Source organism: Citricoccus zhacaiensis (genome assembly GCF_014645315.1).
Lineage (GTDB): Bacteria > Actinomycetota > Actinomycetes > Actinomycetales > Micrococcaceae > Citricoccus > Citricoccus zhacaiensis.
This window is the reverse complement of record NZ_BMLQ01000001.1, coordinates 17,242-34,756: the sequence shown is the minus strand read 5'-3', so window position 1 is coordinate 34,756 and position 17,515 is coordinate 17,242. Positions and strand designations below refer to the sequence as shown.

Sequence of the window (17,515 nt, the reverse complement as noted above, 5' to 3'; positions counted from 1 at the left end):
TCACCTTCCGTACGGAGGTGACCGGCCGCCGTCGTGCTGTCCGGGGAGCGGAGTGCTCCCGCGGTTCAGTAGACGAAGATGCGCAACACGTCCGGGTGGTGGGCGTGCACGATCGCCAGGAACACGATGACGTCGAACAGTAGGTGCACCACCACCACGTAGGTCAGGTTGCGGGTGCGGTTGAAGATCCATCCCTGCAGCAGTGCGAAGGGAATGGTCAGCAACGGTCCCCAGGACCGGTAGCCGAGCTCCCAGAGGAAGGACACGAAGATCACCGACTGCAGCACATTGGCCGTCCACAGCCCGAAGTGGCGGCGCAGCAGGGCGAAGCACGTGCAGATGAAGAACAGCTCGTCCCACAGGCCCACGAAGTTCACCCCGATGAGGAACCGCGCCAGTTCGGAGGGGCCCTCCACGGCCGGCCAGTTCCGGTAGGCGCCGGAGTGGATGAAGTAGGCGGGCAGGATCGCCCAGCCCAGGACCGGCACCGCGACCACATAGGACCACTGCACCCGGGTCCACCTCTTGCCGGTGCGCCATGGATAGACGATGGCACGGCGTCTCAGCCACAGCCGGTCCAGCGCCAGCGGGACGGCCACGGCGGCGGTGAGCACCGCGCCCAGGAGGAAGAACCGGTCCCAGCGCAGGTCGGCTTCCACGGACGTGGTGCTGACGACGGCGATGCCTGCGCCGATCAGCGTCAGGTCCCGCCCGAGTTCCCTGTCCGTCCGCCAGGCCAGCAGCACGCTGAGCCCCAGCAGTGCATGCCCCCAGCCGGGCAGCAGCAGGGCGAAGAGCACGAACGCGGACGCCGAGACTCCCGCGGCCGCGGCGAGTGACCCCGACGAGATCCGGGTGCGATCGACGGACGAGGCGGCAGTGGGCGGCATGGGCCCTGTATCCCAGCGTCGCGAGTCAGCTACTGGTCGTCCTCCGGGACGTCGTCGTGACCGAACGGGTCGGGGTCCACGCCGGGCAGCCAGGTGTGGCCCGGCACCGTCCATCCCTCGCGGCGCAGGGATTTCTTCCACCGCCGGGTCCACTTGCCGTTGAGGCGGTTGATGTAGAGGTAGCCGTCGAGGTGGTCGTACTCGTGCTGCATGACGCGGGCGAACCAGCCGGTGCCCTCGAAGTCGATGTCATTGCCGTCCACGTCGAGGCCGGTCAGGCGCACGTGGTCGGAGCGTTTGAGCGGGAAGCTGTAGCCGGGCACGGACAGGCAGCCCTCGGACTCCTCGTCTGGGTCCGGATCCTCCTGGGACGTCTTGCCGATCCGGGTCAGCACGGGGTTGATCACGTGCCCGCGTGCCGGGGCGTCCCCGGAGTCCTCGAAGGTCCATGTGAAGATCCGCAGTCCCACGCCCACCTGGGGTGCCGCCAACCCGACGCCGTGGGCGGCGTCCTGGGTCTCGAACATGTCAGCCACCAGCGCCCGGATCTCGTTGTCGATCTGCGTGACCTCGGCTGCCCGTCGGTGGAGGACGGGCTCGCCGTGGATGGTGATCGGGCGGATGGTCATGGCGGTGGATGCTCCTTCAGGTGCCGTGCGGGACAGCAGAGAGTCTAGTCTCCGCGACGGCCGGGCCCGGCTATGGCGTCAGGTAGGCACACGCCGCCACCACGTGTGCGCGGGTGGCGATCTCCAGCGTCGGGTCCAGGGCCGGGGCGAAGAACGGCGAGTGGTTGGCCGGGATGGCCGAGGACACCGTGCCGGCCTCCACGGCGGCGCGGAACGTCTCCGGGGCCACGGAACCCACGAACCAATAGGCGTAGGGGATGCCGAAGGCGTCGGGGATGCGGCTGAAGTCCTCGGAGGCGGTGGCAGGGACGGCCTCGAAGACTCGCCCGGGGGCGAAGTGGTCGGTGAAGGCCTCGGTTACCGTCCGGTGCGCGCTCGCATCGTTGCTGGTCAGCGGGAACTGGTCGTAGTACTCGAACTCCGGCTCCCGGGGCGCCCCGGCGGCGGCGCACTCGCCCCGGACGATCCGTTCGATCGAGGCGATGACCTGTCTGCGCAGCGCGGGATCATAGGTCCGCAGGTTCAGTAGCAGTTCGGCGCGGTCCGGGATGATGTTGGACTTCGTTCCGGCGTTGGAAGCTCCCACCGTGACCACGGCGAACTGGCCGGGCTCGGTCTCCCGGGACACGATCGTCTGCAGGCGCAACACGATCGAGGCGGCGAGCACCACCGGGTCCACGGAGGTGTGCGGCATCGAGCCGTGGGCTCCGCGGCCATGCACGGTGATCCTGAGCGAGTCGCCGGCGGACAGAACGGGGCCCGGCGCGGTGCCGATGGTGCCCGCCTCGGCGGGCATGACGTGCTGGGCCAGCGCCACGTCCGGTCTCGGCAGCTTCTGGACCAGTCCGTCGTCGATCATCGCCTGGGCCCCGGCCGCGGTTTCCTCGGCCGGCTGGAACAGAGCGATGTAGGTACCGGACCACGCCTCCGTATTCTCGGCCATCAGCTTGACGGCCCCGAGCAGCGCGGTGATATGCAGGTCATGACCGCAGGCGTGCATGACCCCGTCCACGGTGGAGGAGTACTCCAACCCGGTGTCCTCGGTGACCGGCAGCGCGTCGATGTCCGCACGGGCCAGCACCGTGGGTCCCGCGCCGTTCTCCAGGACGCCCACGACGCCGGTGCCACCGATGCGCTGGACGTTCAGTCCCAGCCCGGTGAGCTCCGACTCGATACGGTCGGCGGTCCGGTGTTCTTCCAGGCCGAGCTCCGGATGGCGGTGGAAGTGGCGGTACAGCTCGCGTTGCCAGTCGAGCTGCGTGTCGAGGTTGTCAAGGAACGGGTGGACAGTCATCAGACCTCCTGGTGCGATCGGCAGGTCAGTCCAGCTCGACGACCTCGAACTCGAGCAGTTCGGCGCCGGTGGCCACGGGCTTGCGCTGCTCTCCCTCCGGCCCGCCATGGGCCGCGGCGGCCCGGTTGTCCCGCCAGTCCTGGAAATCGGCCTCGGTGGCCCACTGGGTGACCACGAAGTAGCGGTCATCGCCGGCTGTAGGACGCAGCAATTGGAAGCCCTCGAACCCGGGGGAGCTGTCCACCGCGTGCTTGCGGGCGGCGAAGCGGGACTCGAGCTCGGAGCCGGACCCCTCGGGGACGCTGATGGCATTGATCTTGACGACGGACATGGAAGGGCCCTTTCGACGGCGGCGGTCACGGCCATCCTAAGGGCACGGGCTCCTGCGCGCCCGCGTTGTGATGACCAGCCGTGATGGCCGACCGAGACGGTCAGCCCAGCTTCGGCAGGACGTGCTCCCCGAAGGCCTCGATGAAGGGGCGCTGTTCCTGGCCGACGTGGTGCAGGTAGACGGCGTCGAAGCCCAGGGTGGCGATGTCGTGGATCCGCTGGGTCATCTCGCCCAAGTCGGAGCCGACCATCACGGAGGAGCGGATCTGTCCCTCCGTGATGCCCTGCGCGCTGACGGCGTCATAGGCCTCACGCCGCAGGTCCGTGTTGGCTGGCGGGGCGAAGACGTTGGAGCGCCACTGCTCGTAGGCCAGGGCGAAGGCCTCCTGCTCGGTCGGAGCCCAGGAGAGGTGGATCTGCAGGATACGGTGGTCGGCGCCGCCAGCCTCGTCCCACCGGTCCAGCATCTGCCGGAGGGTGTCCCGGTCCTGGTTGATGGTGATCAGTCCGTCCGCCCATCGGGCTCCCCGCACGGCGGTCGGCACTGTGATCGCCGGGGCGATGAGGGCCGGTCTGGGATCCGGCACCTCCCAGAGGGTGGCCTCGTCGACCTGCACGAGGCCGTCATGGGAGACGGTCTCACCGGCCAGCAGCCGGGAGATGATGTCGGTGCACTCCTCGAGCCGTTGCTGGCGGACCTCCTTCTGTGGCCAGGCCTCACCCGTGACGTGCTCGTTGGCATACTGTCCGGAGCCCAGAGCCGTCCAGAACCGGCCGGGGAACATCTGACCCAACGTGGCCACGGCCTGGGCGACGACGACCGGGTGGTAGCGCTGTCCGGGTGCGGTCACGGTGCCGAACGTCAGGTTCGTGGTGGCCAGCGCGGCACCGAGCCACGGCCAGGCCATGCCGGAGTGACCCTGGCGCTCGGACCACGGTTCCAGGTGGTCCGAGCACATGGCCGCGGCGAAGCCGGCCTGTTCGGCGAGCTGGACGTCCGCCAGGAGTTGCCGCGGGGAGATCTGCTCATGGGAGGCATGGAATCCGTACACCGTCATGGTCTGTTTGTAGCAGACCTCACATGAGTGTTCGGCAGGCAGGCGCCAGCAGGCAGGGGGAGAAGGTCGTGTCAATGACCGGAACTGGGTCAAGCGACGGTGGAAACGACAGAGGCCCGGACTTCCGTAGAAGTCCGAGCCTCGTCTCTGGGGTGAGTAACGGGGCTTGAACCCGCGACCTTCTGGACCACAACCAGACGCTCTACCAGCTGAGCTATACCCACCATGCTGGCCCGCTGAACGGACCTTGACAGCGCGTTCCATCATACATGGATTTCGCGGTGGGTCCGAATCGGCCCCGCCGTCCGGTCAGGCTTCGGCTGAGGCCTCTGGCGCGGCCACTGCCTGCAGGCCGGCGGCGATCCGCTGGGCGGTCTTCGAGTCCGGGCCGGGAGCCGGCACCATGAGGGCCTCACGGTAGTACCGCAGCTCGTTGATGGAGTCGATGATGTCCCCGAGGGCGCGGTGTCCGCCGGTCTTGGCCGGCGCCTGGAAGTAGGCCTTCTGGTACCAGCGGCGGGCCAGCTCCTTCAGGGTGGACACGTCCACGATCCGGTAGTGCAGGTGGTCCGTGATGGCCGGCAGGTCCCGGGTGAGGAACAGCTTGTCCTGGCCCACCGAGTTGCCGGCCAATACCGCCTTGCCCGGCTGCGGGCAGTGCTGGGTGATATAGGCCATACAGGCCTCGGACGCCTCGGCGAGGGAGACGCCGTCGTCCAGCCGGTTCAGCAGTCCTGAGGTGGTGTGCATGTCCCGCACGAAGGGGACCATCTGGTCCAACGCCTCACGTGGGGGTTTGATGACCACGTCCACCCCCTCGCCCAGGACGTTGAGCTCGGAGTCCGTCACCAGGACGGCGATCTCCACCAGTGCGTCCTTGACGGGGTCCAGCCCGGTCATCTCACAATCGATCCATACGAGGTTCTCTGCAGTAGCTGCCACGCCTCCCACAGTAGCCTGATGCCCAGTGGTACTTTGTGGAAGGCCCTGAGACGGCCCGCCAAGCCACGGAAGGAACCCGCCTGCGATGAATGTGTCCGGCACCCGGACGGAACGTTCTTCCGCTTCCTGGACGGTCTCGGTGTGGATCCCGGCCGTCCTCGGCTTCGTCGGCTCGGTGGCCGTGATGGCCGGATCGCTGTCCGTGGGCTGGCTGGCCTCCGTGTCACCGATCAACCGCTGGGGCTGGCTGATCCCGTGGCGCACCACCGAATCCGGGGTCATCACGGGCACCGTGGTGCTCACCCTCGGCTGCTGGCTCATGTTCTGGGGCTGGCTCCGCCTGGGCCAGGTCCTGCGGCCCTTCGGCCCCGGCACGCTGCGGATCGTCACGCTCACGACGACGGCCTGGATCGTGCCGCTGCTGGCCTGCCTGCCGATCTTCTCCCGGGACATCTTCGCCTACATCGGCCAGGGCCGGCTGATGATCGCCGACCGCGATCCCTACGAGGATGGCATCTCCACGCTCTCCAACTGGTTCCAGCTGGGCGCGGACACCACGTGGGCGCAGACCGAGACCCCCTACGGGCCGGTGTTCCTGTGGATCGAGCAGTTCGTCATGGCCGTGGCCGGACCGGACGACCCTGATCTGGCGATCTTCCTGTTCCGCCTCGTCGCCGTGGCCGGCGTGGTACTCATCATGATCTACGTCCCGAAGCTGGCCGCCCTGCTCGGCACGAATGCGGCCCGGGCCCAGTGGATCACCGTGGCCAACCCGTTGTTCCTCATCAGCTTCGTGGCCTCCGGTCACAACGATGCGCTGATGGTCGGCCTGGCGGTCGCCGGCGTCTGGTACGCGGCGACCAACCGGGGGCTGCTCGGTGTCCTGCTGGTCACCGCCTCGCTCGGCATCAAGCCGATCACCATGGTGCTGCTGCCCTTCATCGGCCTGCTCTGGGCCGGCCGGGGAGCCAGCTGGGCCCGGCGCTTCGGCTACTGGTTCCTCACGGCCGGGATCGCCGGCGCGATCATGGTCGTGGTCGGGTTGCTCAACGAGTTCGGTTTCGGGTGGCTGACGGTCATGCTCGGCACCGGAACCGGCTCCGTGCCCTGGTCCCCGGTCGGGATCCTGGCCGAGGGCACCAAGGTGATCCTCGGCTCGCTCGGGTTCGAGGACAATTGGGTGCTCGACGCCTTCAAGACCGCCGGCCGCCTGTTGTCCATCCTCATCGTCGTCTGGCTCATGTTCCGCGGCCGGCACGAACACCTCATGCAACGGCTGACGTGGGCCTTCACCGCACTGGTGGTGCTGACGCCGATCATCCAGCCCTGGTACCTGCTGTGGCTCCTCCCGTTCTTCGCCGTGCTGGGGATCCGCAGTGACTGGCAGCTGAAATGGGTCGTGTTCACGGTGGCCTTCTTCGTGGCCTTCGGCGCCGCCGATCAGCTGTTCGTGTGGCAGTTCCTCGGCATCGGTGAGCAGCTGGCCCACCTGGCCACGTTCCTGTCCTGGGCCTGCATGCTGTGGATCCTGCTGTTGGACCCCTGGACCAGTTCCATCCTGAAGGAGGAGTGGCACGTGCGGGCCGCCCTGCGCCGGACGGTGGCCCGGCTCAGAGGCCGCGGCGCCGCCGACGATGCCGACGCCTCCGAGGACTCCCTCGGGATGACGCCCGGAATGGAACCCGGCTCCCAGGCCGGCGTCGCCTCCACCGGAAAGCCTGACCGGGCGGCGGGCCGGACGGGGGACGAACGGGCAGACCAGGGGACGACCCCCTCGTGACCGCATCCGAACCCCCGGGCGACGCCTCCGGAGCCCTGGCCGGACTACGACGCCGGCTCGGCGCCTTCCCGCTGACCCACCGACTGGTCGGTGGTCCGGACGAGGAGACGGCCCCCAGCCTGTGGCAGGGGCTGATCGGATCACTCCTGATCATGTTCGGCTCCTGGGGTGTCGGCTGGCTCGCCATGACACCGGCGTCGGTCTTCGCCCGGACCACCGTGCTCAACCCGCTCCGCGTGGAACCGGTGGGCGTGGTGGTCTGCGCCATCCTGCTGGTCCTGGGCTCACTGTTGTTGGTCCGGGCCTGGCTGCGACTGGGCCAACGCCTGGAGGGCCGTTGGGCCACGGCCGGGCCGGTGGTGATCCGGGCGACCTGGCTGTGGGCCGCCCCGCTCATGGTGGCCTTCCCCGTGTTCTCGCGAGACGTCTACTCCTACCTCAGCCAGGGGCGGCTCCTGCATGCCGGACTGAACCCCTACGAGGACTGGATCTCCGAACTGCCCGGCTGGTTCATGCAGGGTGCGGACTCCATCTGGGCCGAATCACCCTCGCCCTACGGCCCCGTTTTTCTGCTGATCGCCCGGGCCGTCTGGTTCCTGACGGGCGGCAGCCCGGAGCCGGCCCTGCTGCTGTTCCGCCTCGTCTCGGTGGCGGGGCTGGCCCTGTGCCTGTGGGCCGTGCCGCGACTGGCCCGGCGGTTCGGCACCGAACCCGGGTGGTCGGTATGGATCTCCGTGGCCAACCCGCTGTTCGCGCTCTACATGATCGCCGGCATCCACAACGACTCGCTGATGGTGGGCCTCTTGCTGGCCGGATTCGTGCTCTTGACCCCGGGAGCATCACGCGGCCGCAGTCTCGCCGGGCTCGTTCTCGTGTCCCTCTCGATCGCCATCAAGCCGCTGACGGTCCTCGCGCTGCCCTTCGCCGGGTTGCTGCTGCTCCGGGGCGCTCCAGGGTCTCCGCACTGGGGCGCGCGGGCCAAGGTCTGGACCTGGTGCCTGCTGGTGGCGGCGGTGGTGCTGACGGGCATGGGCGCCCTCACCGGGCTCTGGTTCGGCTGGATCCCGGCCATGCTGACCTCAGGCGGTGCCGCCTTCCCCTATGCGCCCTTCGGGATCCTCGGCCTGGGGGTCGGCTGGGCCGTGGAGGCGGTGGCCGGTGCGGAGGCCCGCACGGTCGCCGACCTCGTCTACACGCTGGGTAAGGTCGTGGCGGTCGTCTTCACCGCCTGGCTGGCCCTCACGCGCCGGCCCGTCCACCCCGTGCTGGCCACCGGCCTGGCCCTGCTGGCCGCCGTCCTGCTCGCCCCGATCATCCAGCCCTGGTACCTACTGTGGGTGCTGCCGATGTTCGCCGTCGTCCAGCGCTGGCGCGGATGGCCCGTGTGGACGCTGTACCTGCTGGTCATGGTGCTCGTGGTGGTCGGCGTGGTGGACCAGCTCTCCGTGGCACAGTGGATCTCCCTGTTCTGGGTGCGGATCACCGCTGCGGTCGTCGGGCTCGCCTATATGGTGTTCATTGTCTTTCTCGATCCCAAGACGTCCAGGCTGTTCCCCTTCACTGCACGGTGGAGGTCGCGAAGACGCCCGGACGCCACCACTCGCCAGACCAATCAGGAGACCTTGTGAACCAGACCGGACCAGCGAAGGCCGCACCCACGGCGGGGTCTCACGCAGTGGCCCGTGCCGGCGGCCCGGACCGTCGGCTGCTGCTGGTGTTGGTGGGGGCGACCCTACTGGCGGCCGTGGTGGCGGTGCTGTCCAAGCAGTGGTGCCGCCTCAACGGCTGGGAGGCCCCGGGGGTGCACATCCACATGTGCTATTCGGACTTCGGACAGCTCTTCCCCACGCGTGGCCTGGCCGAGGGATACTTCCCGTTCTTCACGCCATTGCCGGAGGACCAATGGATGGAGTACCCGGCGCTGCTGGCCGTCGTCGCCGGGGTGACCTCGTGGTTCGTGCCCCAGGACGGGACGCTGCTGGAACGGACGGTCACCTACTTCGACATCAATGCGGTCGGTGCCCTGCTCTGCTGGCTGATCGTCGTGGTGGCGACCGCCTACACCGCACGCGGCCGGTCCAAGGACGCACTCATGGTGGCGGTGGCGCCGGGCATCATCCTGACCTCCTTCCTGAACTGGGACCTGTGGGCCGTCATGCTGGCCGCCCTCGGCCTGCTGCTCTGGTCCCGCAATCGCCCGGTCCTCGCCGGAGTGGCGCTCGGCCTCGGAGCAGCCATGAAGCTGTATCCGCTGTTCTTCTTCGGCGCGATCCTGGTGCTGTGCTGGCGCGCCGGGAAGCTGGGTGTCTTCTTCAAGTCCCTGGCCGCCGGCGCGGTGGCCTGGCTGGCCGTCAACGTGCCCTTCATGCTGACCGCCTTCGACCAGTGGAGCCGGTTCTACACCTTCTCGGGAGATCGTGAGGTGTCCTTCTCCTCGATGTGGCTGGCCTTCACGTGGACCGGCTGGTCCGGCGAGACGTTCTCGCTGATCTCGAACGGACTGTTCGCCCTGTGCTGTCTGGGGATCGCCTACCTGGGGCTCTCGTCCCGGCACCGGCCCCGGATGGCCCAGCTGTGCCTGCTGATCGTCGCGGCCTTCATCCTGCTGGGGAAGGTGTACTCACCGCAGTTCGTGATGTGGCTGATCCCGCTGGTCGTGCTGGCCCGCCCGAACTGGCGGCAGTTCTGGATCTGGCAGGCGGTGGAGGTCTACCACTGGGGCGGCGTGTGGATGGAGTCTGCCCGCATCACGTCGGAGGGTGCCTTCGGCGGGGGAGCGCTATGGATTCCGCTCTGGTACGGGTCCGGGATCGTGCTGCACATGGCCGCCGTGATCTGGATCTGCGTCTCCGTCATCCGGGACATCCTCGACCCCGACCGTGACCCGATCCGCCGCTCCGCACCGGGTGTCACCACCGACGCCTCGGCCACCGACGGCATTCCTGCGGCGTCCCTGCCGCCCTTTGACCCGTCAGCGGGAATCCTGGCGGAGGAACCGGATCGTTTCCTGTTGCCTCCAGCCGGTCGAGGCCGCGTCCAGACCGGTTGACCGCAGTCCCCGCTTTCCTCGCTCTACTCGGCCGGCCCCTCCGCCATCCTCCGGGCGCGCAGCACGAGTTCCAGTTCGAACCGCACTGCCGGTCGATCCAGCTCGCCGCCGAACAACTGACGCAACTGGGCCACCCGGTACCCCACCGTCTGCGGATGGATGCCCAGTTCATCGGCCACGGGATTGCGCTGGCCCCAGTGAACCAGCCAGGACAACAGGGTCTCCTCCAGGGTCGCGCGCTTCGTGCCGCTGAGCCCACCCAAGGGTGCCAGGCGCCGCGCGGCGAGGTCCGCCATCACCTGGGTCTCCGCTCCGAGGACGATCTGTGCCAGGTGGTCCGAGGCGAAGACCGGGTCTCCGTCCCCCGGGGACTCGGTCTGCAGTTGCGGCAATTGAGCGGCGACGAGCCGTGCCACGCGGTGGGAGTGCGCCACCCCGTCCCACTCCACGGCGGGGCCGAGGACGGCGGAGGTGCCGGCGAAGACCTCCCGCAACCGGGGGCGCAGGCGTTCGGACTGGGGCGCGGCCACGATCGCCGTAGCCTCGGACTCGCGCTCCACCACGATCCCCGAGGTGCCCAGCCGGGTGCGGACCCCGGACGCCGCGGCCAGGGGCAACACCACCGCCGCCATGCGCTGAGGCAGGTGCCAGTCGGCTCCCGAGGCCAGCCGCCGCACCTCGTGGATCTCGACGCCGCCGCCCACCAGCGCCGCCACGAGGTCGGCACGCCGCAGCTCGAGAGCGCCCGCGTGGGCCGATTGCTCGACCGCGTAGGCCTGAACGCTCACGGCGGACAGCTCGTCGATGTAGGCCAGGATCGTCTCCCCGAGATCCACCACCACGTCCATCGCCATGCCCTGCTCGGCACACGCCTCGGACAGGCCGCGGAACGTGATCCGGGCGCTCGTGCGGTAGGCCGCCAGCAGGGCGTCCATACTGCGGCCCTGCCGGTACTCACCGGCCCCGAGTGCCGCCACCAGCTCGCGCGACTCCTCGTTCAGGGCAGGATTGGCCGTGCCCGGCAGGGACAGCAATTGTTCCAGGGCGCCCTGCACACCGAGGAAGAGCACCTCGCTGAACCGCTCGGTCTTGGTGATCTGATAGGCGGGGATCTGGTTCGGCACCGTCTGGATGATCTGCTCGACGACGGCGGGCACTGCAGGTGCCAGCAGTTCCGCCAGCTCCGGGGGCAGTGACAGCCACGGGGGCCGGGAAGCGTCCCTGGCCTCGGCGGCTCCCCGGGAACGCTGCGCTTGCGGGGTCTCCCGGACCTGCGGCGCTGGTGGGCCGCCGGCCAGGGGGTGAGATGGAGGACTATCTTCTGACGATAGATTCATGGCGGCAATCGTATCCGTTCGGTGCAGAAATTAGTTGACGGGGCGCATATTGTGGACATATGGCTCGTCGTCCCCTGGTGTCGGTATTCTCCTTGTTCTCCTCTGTCTTGGCGACGCCCCGCTCGCCTCGGGATTTCCTGGCCCTGCTGGATCCAGTGCACTCCTCCCGGCAACTGCGCGGCATCGTCACCCACGTCTCCCGTCCAGTGCCCGGCACGGCCACCATCTCCTTCCGCACCGGTCCCGGCTGGAAGTCCCATGAGGCCGGCCAGTGGGCTCGCATCGGAGTGGACGTCAACGGGGTGCGCCAGTGGCGCTCCTACTCTCTCTCCGCCGCTGCGGGGGAGGATCCGGAGATCACGGTCACGGACATCGGCAAGGTCTCCGGCGCCCTGGTCCGCGACACTGAGCCCGGGGATGTCCTCTTCCTGGACCGTCCGGAGGGTGACTTCACCCTTCCCGAGCACCCCCGGCCGCTGCTGATGCTCACCGCCGGCTCCGGCATCACTCCGGTGATGTCCATGGTCCGGACCCTCGTGCCCCGGCGCCCCGATGCGGACATCGTCCTCATCCACTCCACCCGCACCTCAGAATCCTCCCCGTTCCGCGAGGAACTGGACGAGCTGGCCCAGCAGTTCCCCGGGCTGCGGGTGCACCACCACGCCACGGCGGACGAGGGCCGGCTCGACCTGACCGGCCCGCATGCCGTGGACGCCCTGTGTCCCGACTGGCGTGACCGTGCGGCCTACGCCTGTGGCCCCACGGGGTTCCTTGACGATGCCGAGGACCTCTGGGAACGCGAGACCGGTGTCGGTGCGGCTGGGCTCAAGATCGAGCGTTTCCAGGCGGACCTGGCCGGCGGGGTCGCCGGCGCGGGCGGCCTGGCCGTCTTCGAGAACTCTGACCTCGAGGCCGAGGCCGCCGGGGACACCCCCTTGCTCGAGGTCGCCGAGGACGCCGGGGTGGCCGCTCCCAGCGGTTGCCGCATGGGCATCTGCCATGCCTGCCTGGTCCCGCTGCGCTCCGGCCAGGTCACCGACCTGCGCACCGGCGAGGTGCACGGAGATCCCGGTGAACTCATCCAGACCTGCGTCAGTGCGGCCGCCGGCCCCGTCAGTCTCGCGCTGTAGCGCGCGGCAGGACTGCAGGCCCTGTACGGCCTGCCGGTCCGCAGTGTCGTCACGCATCCCCCAGACCATCCGACGCCCACCTCTAGGAGCCTCGTGTTCAAGACCAACACCCATGCCAAGACCATCAGCGAACCGGACACGGTCAGCTGGGCCCCGGGCCGGGGCAAAGGCCCCGACGGCCCGCCGGAGCCGCACACCGAGGCGCCCGGCCGGCGTCGTGCGCCGGGAAACGGAGCGCCGCGACCGGGCTCCCTGGCGGCCACCGGCAGCCCCACCGTGCGCCCACCGGCAGCCGCTCACCTGACCGACGAGCAGGTGGCCGATCTCGGCCGTGAGCTCGACGCGGTCCGGGACGCGGTCCTGGCCGAGCGCGGGGCCACGGACGCCGCCTACATCCGCAAGGTCATCCGGTGGCAGCGGGCCCTGGAGTTCGGGGGGCGGACCTGCCTGCTGGGCGCCAACAACAAGCTGGCCTGGGTGGCGGGAACCGCCATGCTGACGGTCGCGAAGATCATCGAGAACATGGAGATCGGGCACAACGTCCTGCACGGCCAGTGGGACTGGATGCGGGACCCGGACATTCACTCGACCACGTGGGAGTGGGACTTCGTCACCCCGTCCAAGTCCTGGCAGAACACGCACAACGACATGCACCACCGCTGGACGAACGTGATCGGCAAGGACCGGGATGTCGGCTACAACGTGCTGCGGGTGGACCGGGACCAGCCCTGGGAGCCGAAGCACATCCTGAACCCGGTCATCAATGCAGGCCTGGCCCCCGTCTTCGAATGGGGCATCGCGCTCTACGACCTGGAACTCGACCGGGTCAAGACCGGCGAGAAGTCCAAGGCCGAGCTGGTCCGGGACCTCAAGGTGGTGGGGGCGAAGGCCGCCCGGCAGTTCGCCAAGGACTACGCGGCCACCCCGGTGGCGGCGCAGGTCCTCACCGGCTCCGGGCTCGCGGCACTGCTGGCGACCGGCACCGCCAACGGACTGCGCAACATCTGGGCGCACGCCGTGATCTTCTGCGGCCACTTCCCGGAGGGGGCGGAGACGTTCACCGAGGAGATGGTCGAGGGGGAGACCCGGGGTGACTGGTACGTCCGTCAGATGATCGGCTCGGCCAACATCTCCGGCTCCAAGGCCATGCACTTCATGACCGGCAACCTCTCTCACCAGGTGGAGCACCACCTGTTCCCGGACCTGCCGTCCAACCGCTACGCCGAGGTGGCCGTGCAGGTCCGCGAGATCTGCGAGCGCTACGGGCTGCCCTACAACATCGGGCCCCTGCACAAGCAGATCGGCTCCACCTGGGGCAAGATCTTCCGCCTGGCGCTGCCGAACAAGGCCTGACGCCCATCATCTGAGGCGTCCACGGCCGGGACGGTGCTGGCCGGGCTACGGCACGTAGGTGGCGCAGACCGGGTCCACCGGCCGATCGCGGTGCAGCACCCAGATGCCGTGGTCGTCCTGCGTGACGGGCTCGTAGCCCAGCCGCTGCGCGCGGTCCAGTGCCTGATCCGGGGTCAGCGGATCCCAGCCGCCGAGCTCCTCCACGGTGGTGTCGATGATCATCCATGTGGCCAGTTCGTCGCCCATGTCCCCGTGCAGGCCCACATAGGTCCGGTCCACGAGGTGGGGCACGGCGTTGTCCGCGGCCTCGACGCAGACGTCGTCCGGGATGGACTCCACGGCCCGGTCCAGGGCATGGGCCCACTCCGTCATCTGCCAGTTGTCGCCGGTCACCGTGCGGTGGAACGGGAAGACCTGCGGGAAGACCGCGGTGCCCAGGACGCCGCAGCCGAGCAGGACCGAGACGAACACGAGGGGCAGCCGCCCGGGCCGCCCGGGTTGTGCGAAGCCCGGAGCACCCAGGCCGGCCGTGGCTGTGGAACGGGTGCGTCGGCGTCGTGCTGGGTCTGAAGAACCACCGGACGACTGACGGCGTGCCTCACGCCAGGCACCGATCCGGGCAAGCGCCTCGAGCGCGGCCAGGAGGAAGATCGGGGCCAGGATCGCGTCGTACTGATAGACCGGGCTCCACACGTTGAGCCGGTCGTTGAACAGGCGCGAGAGCAGGATCGGCGCACCGATCAGCGTGTACGGGGAGAGGAACGGCAAGAGCCACAGCGCCACGAAGTGCAGCAGCCACAACCCGATCTTCAGCGGGTGGTCGAACAGCACGGCGATGGCGTCGAGGGGCTGGGACAGGATGAACGCGATCGAGGATCCCATGTCCGGGCCGAGCGCCGTGAACTGCCAGTAGCCGAACTCGCCCTCGGGGGAGAAGTGCGGGATCACCACGGAGGTGGCGAAGACGTAGCCGGCCACCCCCAGCACGGCGGTCACGACGGCGGGCAGCCAGGCCCGCTTGATCGCCAGCACCATGGCGATCGCCAGCAGGGTGATGCCCATGTCCTCGCGGACCGTCAGCAGTGACACCGCGAGGAGGGTGGCCAGCCAGTACCGGCGGCCGTCGATGGCCCAGACGATCCAGGCGACGATCGGCACGCCGAAGGAGACCTCGTGGAAGTCCCAGTTCACCATCGCCTGGAACGGCCACCACAGCAGCAGGGCACCGGCGGCGACCAGCGCGGTGGCGTGGCTGAAGCGACGGCGCGCGAAGAGGTAGACCGGGATGGCGGTGGAGACCAGCAGCGCGGTCATCGCGATGCCCAGCATGCGCGGGTCGTCCCAGATCCAGTACAGCGGGGCCGCCAGCGCGATGATCGGGTGAAAATGATCGCCGAGGATGTTGAAGTCCACGCCCTTGATGGGCACGATCGGCTCTCGGAACAGCGCGTACTGGCGCACGGCCTGATCGAAGATCCCGAGGTCGTACCCCTTGGCCTCGAAATTCCGGAAGCGCAGGAACGAGTGGACCAGGTAGAGGACCGCGGCCACGGCCATGACGGCGCCCAACTGCCACCATTGGCGGCCGGTGGTGCGCGGCCCCACGGTCACCGCGCCGTCGCGGCGGTCCGGTTGGCGCCCGATCACCCAGCGGGGTGTCCGCCCTGCGGTGCGGTCCAGCGAGGGTGCCGGGGCGTCGCCGGAACGGGAGTCGTCAACGGCGGGATTCTGCTGCACGGGCCACCTGGGGGATCGGAATCGGGACATCCCCTCCATCGTAATGACCCGGGGTGGGCCGGCGGTGCCACAGTCATCCGGCCGGCGCCGCGCGGCGCCGGCCGGAGTGGTGCAGTGGCTACTCGACGACGCCTCGGTGGTTACTCGACCAGCTTGCCGTCCTGGGAGACCTCCCGGATCAGTGCGGCGATCTCCTCCGGCACCGGCGGGATCTGTTCGCGCGTGATCCCGGCGGTGGGTGACCAGACGAGGTTGACCTGCAGCTCGGGATCAGTGTCCGGGAAGTCGCTGCGGTTGTGGCAGCCGCGCGTCTCGCGGCGTTCACGGGCGGCCTCCAGCGTGGCCCGGGCGGCCAGGGCCGAGGCCTTCAGGTCGAAGGCGTGGGCCAGGTCCTGGTAGCCGGCGATGTCCGGGTGAATGCCGACGTCCTGCAGGCGCGCCTCGATAGCGTCCAGCTCGGCCAGTCCCGCTGAGAGGCTTGCCTCACTGCGCACGACGCCGGCGTGCTCGGTCATCGTGTTGCGGATGGCCCGCTGAAGGGCACGGACGTTCTCCTGCCCGTCCGCCGCCAACAACTCCTCGATGTCGGCGCGGGCGGCCGCCACGGCCTCGGGCGAGCGGCGCTGCGCGTCGAGACCGGCGGAATGCTCGACGGCGGCCTGGCCGACGATGCGTCCGAACACCAGGAGCTCGATCAGGGAGTTCCCGCCCAGCCGGTTGGCACCATGAAGCCCGGAGGAGGCCTCGCCGATGGCATAGAGGCCCTCGACGTCCGTGCTGTGGTCCTCGGGCCGGACCCAGACCCCGCCCATGGAGTAGTGCGCGGTCGGGGCGATCTCGATGGGATCGGTGGTGATGTCCAGCATCTGCAGTTCCAGCAGCGTCTGGTAGACACGCGGCAGACGCGTCATGATCGTCTCCCGCGGGAGGTGGGAGACGTCCAGCCACACGCCCCCGTTTTCGGTGCCGCGACCCTCCTGGATCTCGGTGTAGGCGGCCAGGGCCACCCGGTCACGCGTGGAGAGTTCCATCCGTTCCGGATCGTAGGCGGCCATGAATCGCTCGCCGCGGCCGTTGCGCAGGATCCCACCCTCGCCGCGGGCGGCCTCGGAGACCAGCGTGCCGGCGGCGTTCTCGGGCTCGATGATGCCGGAGGGGTGGAACTGCACGAGCTCAGGGTCGCGGAGCCGGGCCCCTGCCTCCACCGCCAGGCGGAACGAGTCCCCGGTGTTCTCGTCGCGGCGGGAGGAGGTACGCCGCCAGATCCGGTTGTGCCCGCCGGCGGCGAGGATGACCGAGTCGGCGTGGATGAGGTAGCGCGTACCGTCCTGGATGTCGAAGCCATAGGCGCCGAAGACCACGTTGTCCTTGACCAGCAACCGGGTGATGTAGACGGTGTCCAGGATGGGGACCTCGAGCTGTTCCGCCCGGTTCACCAGGGTCCGCTGGATCTCCAGTCCGGTGTAGTCCCCGGCGAAGGCGGTGCGCCGGTAGGTGTGGGCACCGAAGAACCGTTGCGAGATGCGGCCGTCCTCCTCGCGGGCGAAGGCCATCCCATAGCGGTCCAGGTCGGCGATGCCCTGAGCGGCGCCGCGGGCGACGATCTCCGCCGTGTGGGGGTTGGCGAGGTGGTAGCTCTCCTTGATGGTGTCCGCGGCGTGCTGCTGCCAGCTGTCCTCCGCGTCCATGGTGCCCAGGGCCGCGTTGATGCCGCCGGCGGCCAGCGAGGTGTGCGCGTCCTGCCGCGGGCGTTTCCCCACGGCCAGGACGTCCACGCCCTGTTCGGCCACCTCGATCGCCGCCCGCAGGCCGGAGCCGCCGGTGCCGATGACGAGGACGGTGGTGGAGATCTGGTGTTCGGCCACGGCGGTGGGGCGTCCGGTGGGACGTGGCGTAGGGGGCGCTGTAAGACGTGCTGTGGAAGTCATGGGACCACCGTAGAGAGGGCACCCTTCATTACTCCAATAAATAATAGGAGTGGAGACG

Annotated in this window: 14 protein-coding genes and 1 tRNA gene; 5 read left to right on the top strand and 10 right to left on the bottom strand. The window is 69.1% G+C overall.

Going from position 1 to position 17,515, the window contains the following annotated elements; genetic code table 11:
* Positions 1 to 65: 65 nt before the first annotated feature.
* From IEX49_RS00160 to orn, 7 genes are all read right to left on the bottom strand, one after another.
* On the bottom strand, positions 66 to 890 hold the full coding sequence (locus tag IEX49_RS00160; protein WP_188803063.1) for a type II CAAX endopeptidase family protein: 825 nt from the start codon (positions 888 to 890) through the stop codon (positions 66 to 68).
* 29 nt (positions 891 to 919) lie between these two features.
* Positions 920 to 1,519, bottom strand: coding sequence for a peptide deformylase (gene def, locus IEX49_RS00155; protein WP_188803061.1), 600 nt, complete (start codon positions 1,517 to 1,519; stop codon positions 920 to 922).
* A gap of 70 nt (positions 1,520 to 1,589) precedes the next feature.
* The gene (locus IEX49_RS00150) at positions 1,590 to 2,813 is read right to left on the bottom strand and encodes an amidohydrolase (RefSeq protein WP_188803059.1); all 1,224 of its coding nucleotides are present in this window, start codon (positions 2,811 to 2,813) and stop codon (positions 1,590 to 1,592) included.
* 25 nt (positions 2,814 to 2,838) lie between these two features.
* Complete coding sequence (locus IEX49_RS00145; RefSeq protein WP_188803057.1) at positions 2,839 to 3,144, bottom strand: antibiotic biosynthesis monooxygenase family protein; 306 nt, start codon at positions 3,142 to 3,144, stop codon at positions 2,839 to 2,841.
* A gap of 100 nt (positions 3,145 to 3,244) precedes the next feature.
* The gene (locus tag IEX49_RS00140; RefSeq protein WP_188803055.1) at positions 3,245 to 4,201 is read right to left on the bottom strand and encodes a TIGR03885 family FMN-dependent LLM class oxidoreductase; all 957 of its coding nucleotides are present in this window, start codon (positions 4,199 to 4,201) and stop codon (positions 3,245 to 3,247) included.
* 148 nt (positions 4,202 to 4,349) lie between these two features.
* A tRNA-His gene (locus tag IEX49_RS00135) sits at positions 4,350 to 4,425 on the bottom strand.
* Between the two features lie 85 nt (positions 4,426 to 4,510).
* On the bottom strand, positions 4,511 to 5,143 hold the full coding sequence (orn, locus tag IEX49_RS00130) for an oligoribonuclease (RefSeq protein ID WP_188803053.1): 633 nt from the start codon (positions 5,141 to 5,143) through the stop codon (positions 4,511 to 4,513).
* Between the two features lie 85 nt (positions 5,144 to 5,228).
* Here orn and mptB (IEX49_RS00125) point away from each other — a divergent pair, with 85 nt between their 5' ends.
* From mptB (IEX49_RS00125) to IEX49_RS00115, 3 genes are read left to right on the top strand one after another with little or no spacing between them, the layout of a single operon-like run.
* Positions 5,229 to 6,923, top strand: a complete 1,695-nt coding sequence (gene mptB / locus IEX49_RS00125) for a polyprenol phosphomannose-dependent alpha 1,6 mannosyltransferase MptB (RefSeq protein ID WP_188803051.1) — start codon at positions 5,229 to 5,231, stop codon at positions 6,921 to 6,923.
* Positions 6,920 to 8,551, top strand: coding sequence for a polyprenol phosphomannose-dependent alpha 1,6 mannosyltransferase MptB (gene mptB, locus IEX49_RS00120; protein ID WP_188803050.1), 1,632 nt, complete (start codon positions 6,920 to 6,922; stop codon positions 8,549 to 8,551). The genes mptB (IEX49_RS00125) and mptB (IEX49_RS00120) overlap by 4 nt, the downstream gene beginning before the upstream one ends.
* Positions 8,548 to 9,972 carry a glycosyltransferase family 87 protein gene (locus IEX49_RS00115; protein WP_229672050.1) on the top strand — a complete coding sequence of 475 codons (1,425 nt, stop codon included), beginning with the start codon at positions 8,548 to 8,550 and terminating at the stop codon, positions 9,970 to 9,972. The genes mptB (IEX49_RS00120) and IEX49_RS00115 overlap by 4 nt, the downstream gene beginning before the upstream one ends.
* Before the next feature lie 23 nt (positions 9,973 to 9,995).
* Here IEX49_RS00115 and IEX49_RS00110 read toward each other — a convergent pair whose 3' ends face one another.
* On the bottom strand, positions 9,996 to 11,309 hold the full coding sequence (locus IEX49_RS00110; protein ID WP_188803048.1) for a PucR family transcriptional regulator: 1,314 nt from the start codon (positions 11,307 to 11,309) through the stop codon (positions 9,996 to 9,998).
* Between the two features lie 59 nt (positions 11,310 to 11,368).
* On the opposite strand from IEX49_RS00110, the gene IEX49_RS00105 reads away from it, so the two are divergent.
* Both IEX49_RS00105 and IEX49_RS00100 read left to right on the top strand, forming a co-directional pair.
* The gene (locus IEX49_RS00105) at positions 11,369 to 12,439 is read left to right on the top strand and encodes a ferredoxin reductase (protein ID WP_188803046.1); all 1,071 of its coding nucleotides are present in this window, start codon (positions 11,369 to 11,371) and stop codon (positions 12,437 to 12,439) included.
* A gap of 93 nt (positions 12,440 to 12,532) precedes the next feature.
* Entirely contained in the window at positions 12,533 to 13,792 is a 1,260-nt protein-coding gene (locus IEX49_RS00100; protein ID WP_373286651.1) for a fatty acid desaturase family protein, read from the top strand.
* A gap of 45 nt (positions 13,793 to 13,837) precedes the next feature.
* Here IEX49_RS00100 and IEX49_RS00095 read toward each other — a convergent pair whose 3' ends face one another.
* Both IEX49_RS00095 and IEX49_RS00090 read right to left on the bottom strand, forming a co-directional pair.
* Entirely contained in the window at positions 13,838 to 15,349 is a 1,512-nt protein-coding gene (locus IEX49_RS00095; protein ID WP_188804106.1) for a DUF2079 domain-containing protein, read from the bottom strand.
* A gap of 320 nt (positions 15,350 to 15,669) precedes the next feature.
* Positions 15,670 to 17,457: an L-aspartate oxidase gene (locus IEX49_RS00090; RefSeq protein ID WP_188803044.1), complete on the bottom strand. Its 1,788-nt coding sequence runs from the start codon at positions 17,455 to 17,457 to the stop codon at positions 15,670 to 15,672.
* Positions 17,458 to 17,515: the final 58 nt, after the last annotated feature.

Coding starts and splice junctions, on each gene's coding strand:
- IEX49_RS00160 (WP_188803063.1), bottom strand. CDS start 890: ATGCCGCCCACTGCCGCCTCGTCCGTCGATCGCACCCGGATCTCGTCG.
- def (WP_188803061.1), bottom strand. CDS start 1,519: ATGACCATCCGCCCGATCACCATCCACGGCGAGCCCGTCCTCCACCGA.
- IEX49_RS00150 (WP_188803059.1), bottom strand. CDS start 2,813: ATGACTGTCCACCCGTTCCTTGACAACCTCGACACGCAGCTCGACTGG.
- IEX49_RS00145 (WP_188803057.1), bottom strand. CDS start 3,144: ATGTCCGTCGTCAAGATCAATGCCATCAGCGTCCCCGAGGGGTCCGGC.
- IEX49_RS00140 (WP_188803055.1), bottom strand. CDS start 4,201: ATGACGGTGTACGGATTCCATGCCTCCCATGAGCAGATCTCCCCGCGG.
- mptB (WP_188803051.1), top strand. CDS start 5,229: ATGAATGTGTCCGGCACCCGGACGGAACGTTCTTCCGCTTCCTGGACG.
- IEX49_RS00110 (WP_188803048.1), bottom strand. CDS start 11,309: ATGAATCTATCGTCAGAAGATAGTCCTCCATCTCACCCCCTGGCCGGC.
- IEX49_RS00105 (WP_188803046.1), top strand. CDS start 11,369: ATGGCTCGTCGTCCCCTGGTGTCGGTATTCTCCTTGTTCTCCTCTGTC.
- IEX49_RS00095 (WP_188804106.1), bottom strand. CDS start 15,349: ATGGCCGTGGCCGCGGTCCTCTACCTGGTCCACTCGTTCCTGCGCTTC.
- IEX49_RS00090 (WP_188803044.1), bottom strand. CDS start 17,457: ATGACTTCCACAGCACGTCTTACAGCGCCCCCTACGCCACGTCCCACC.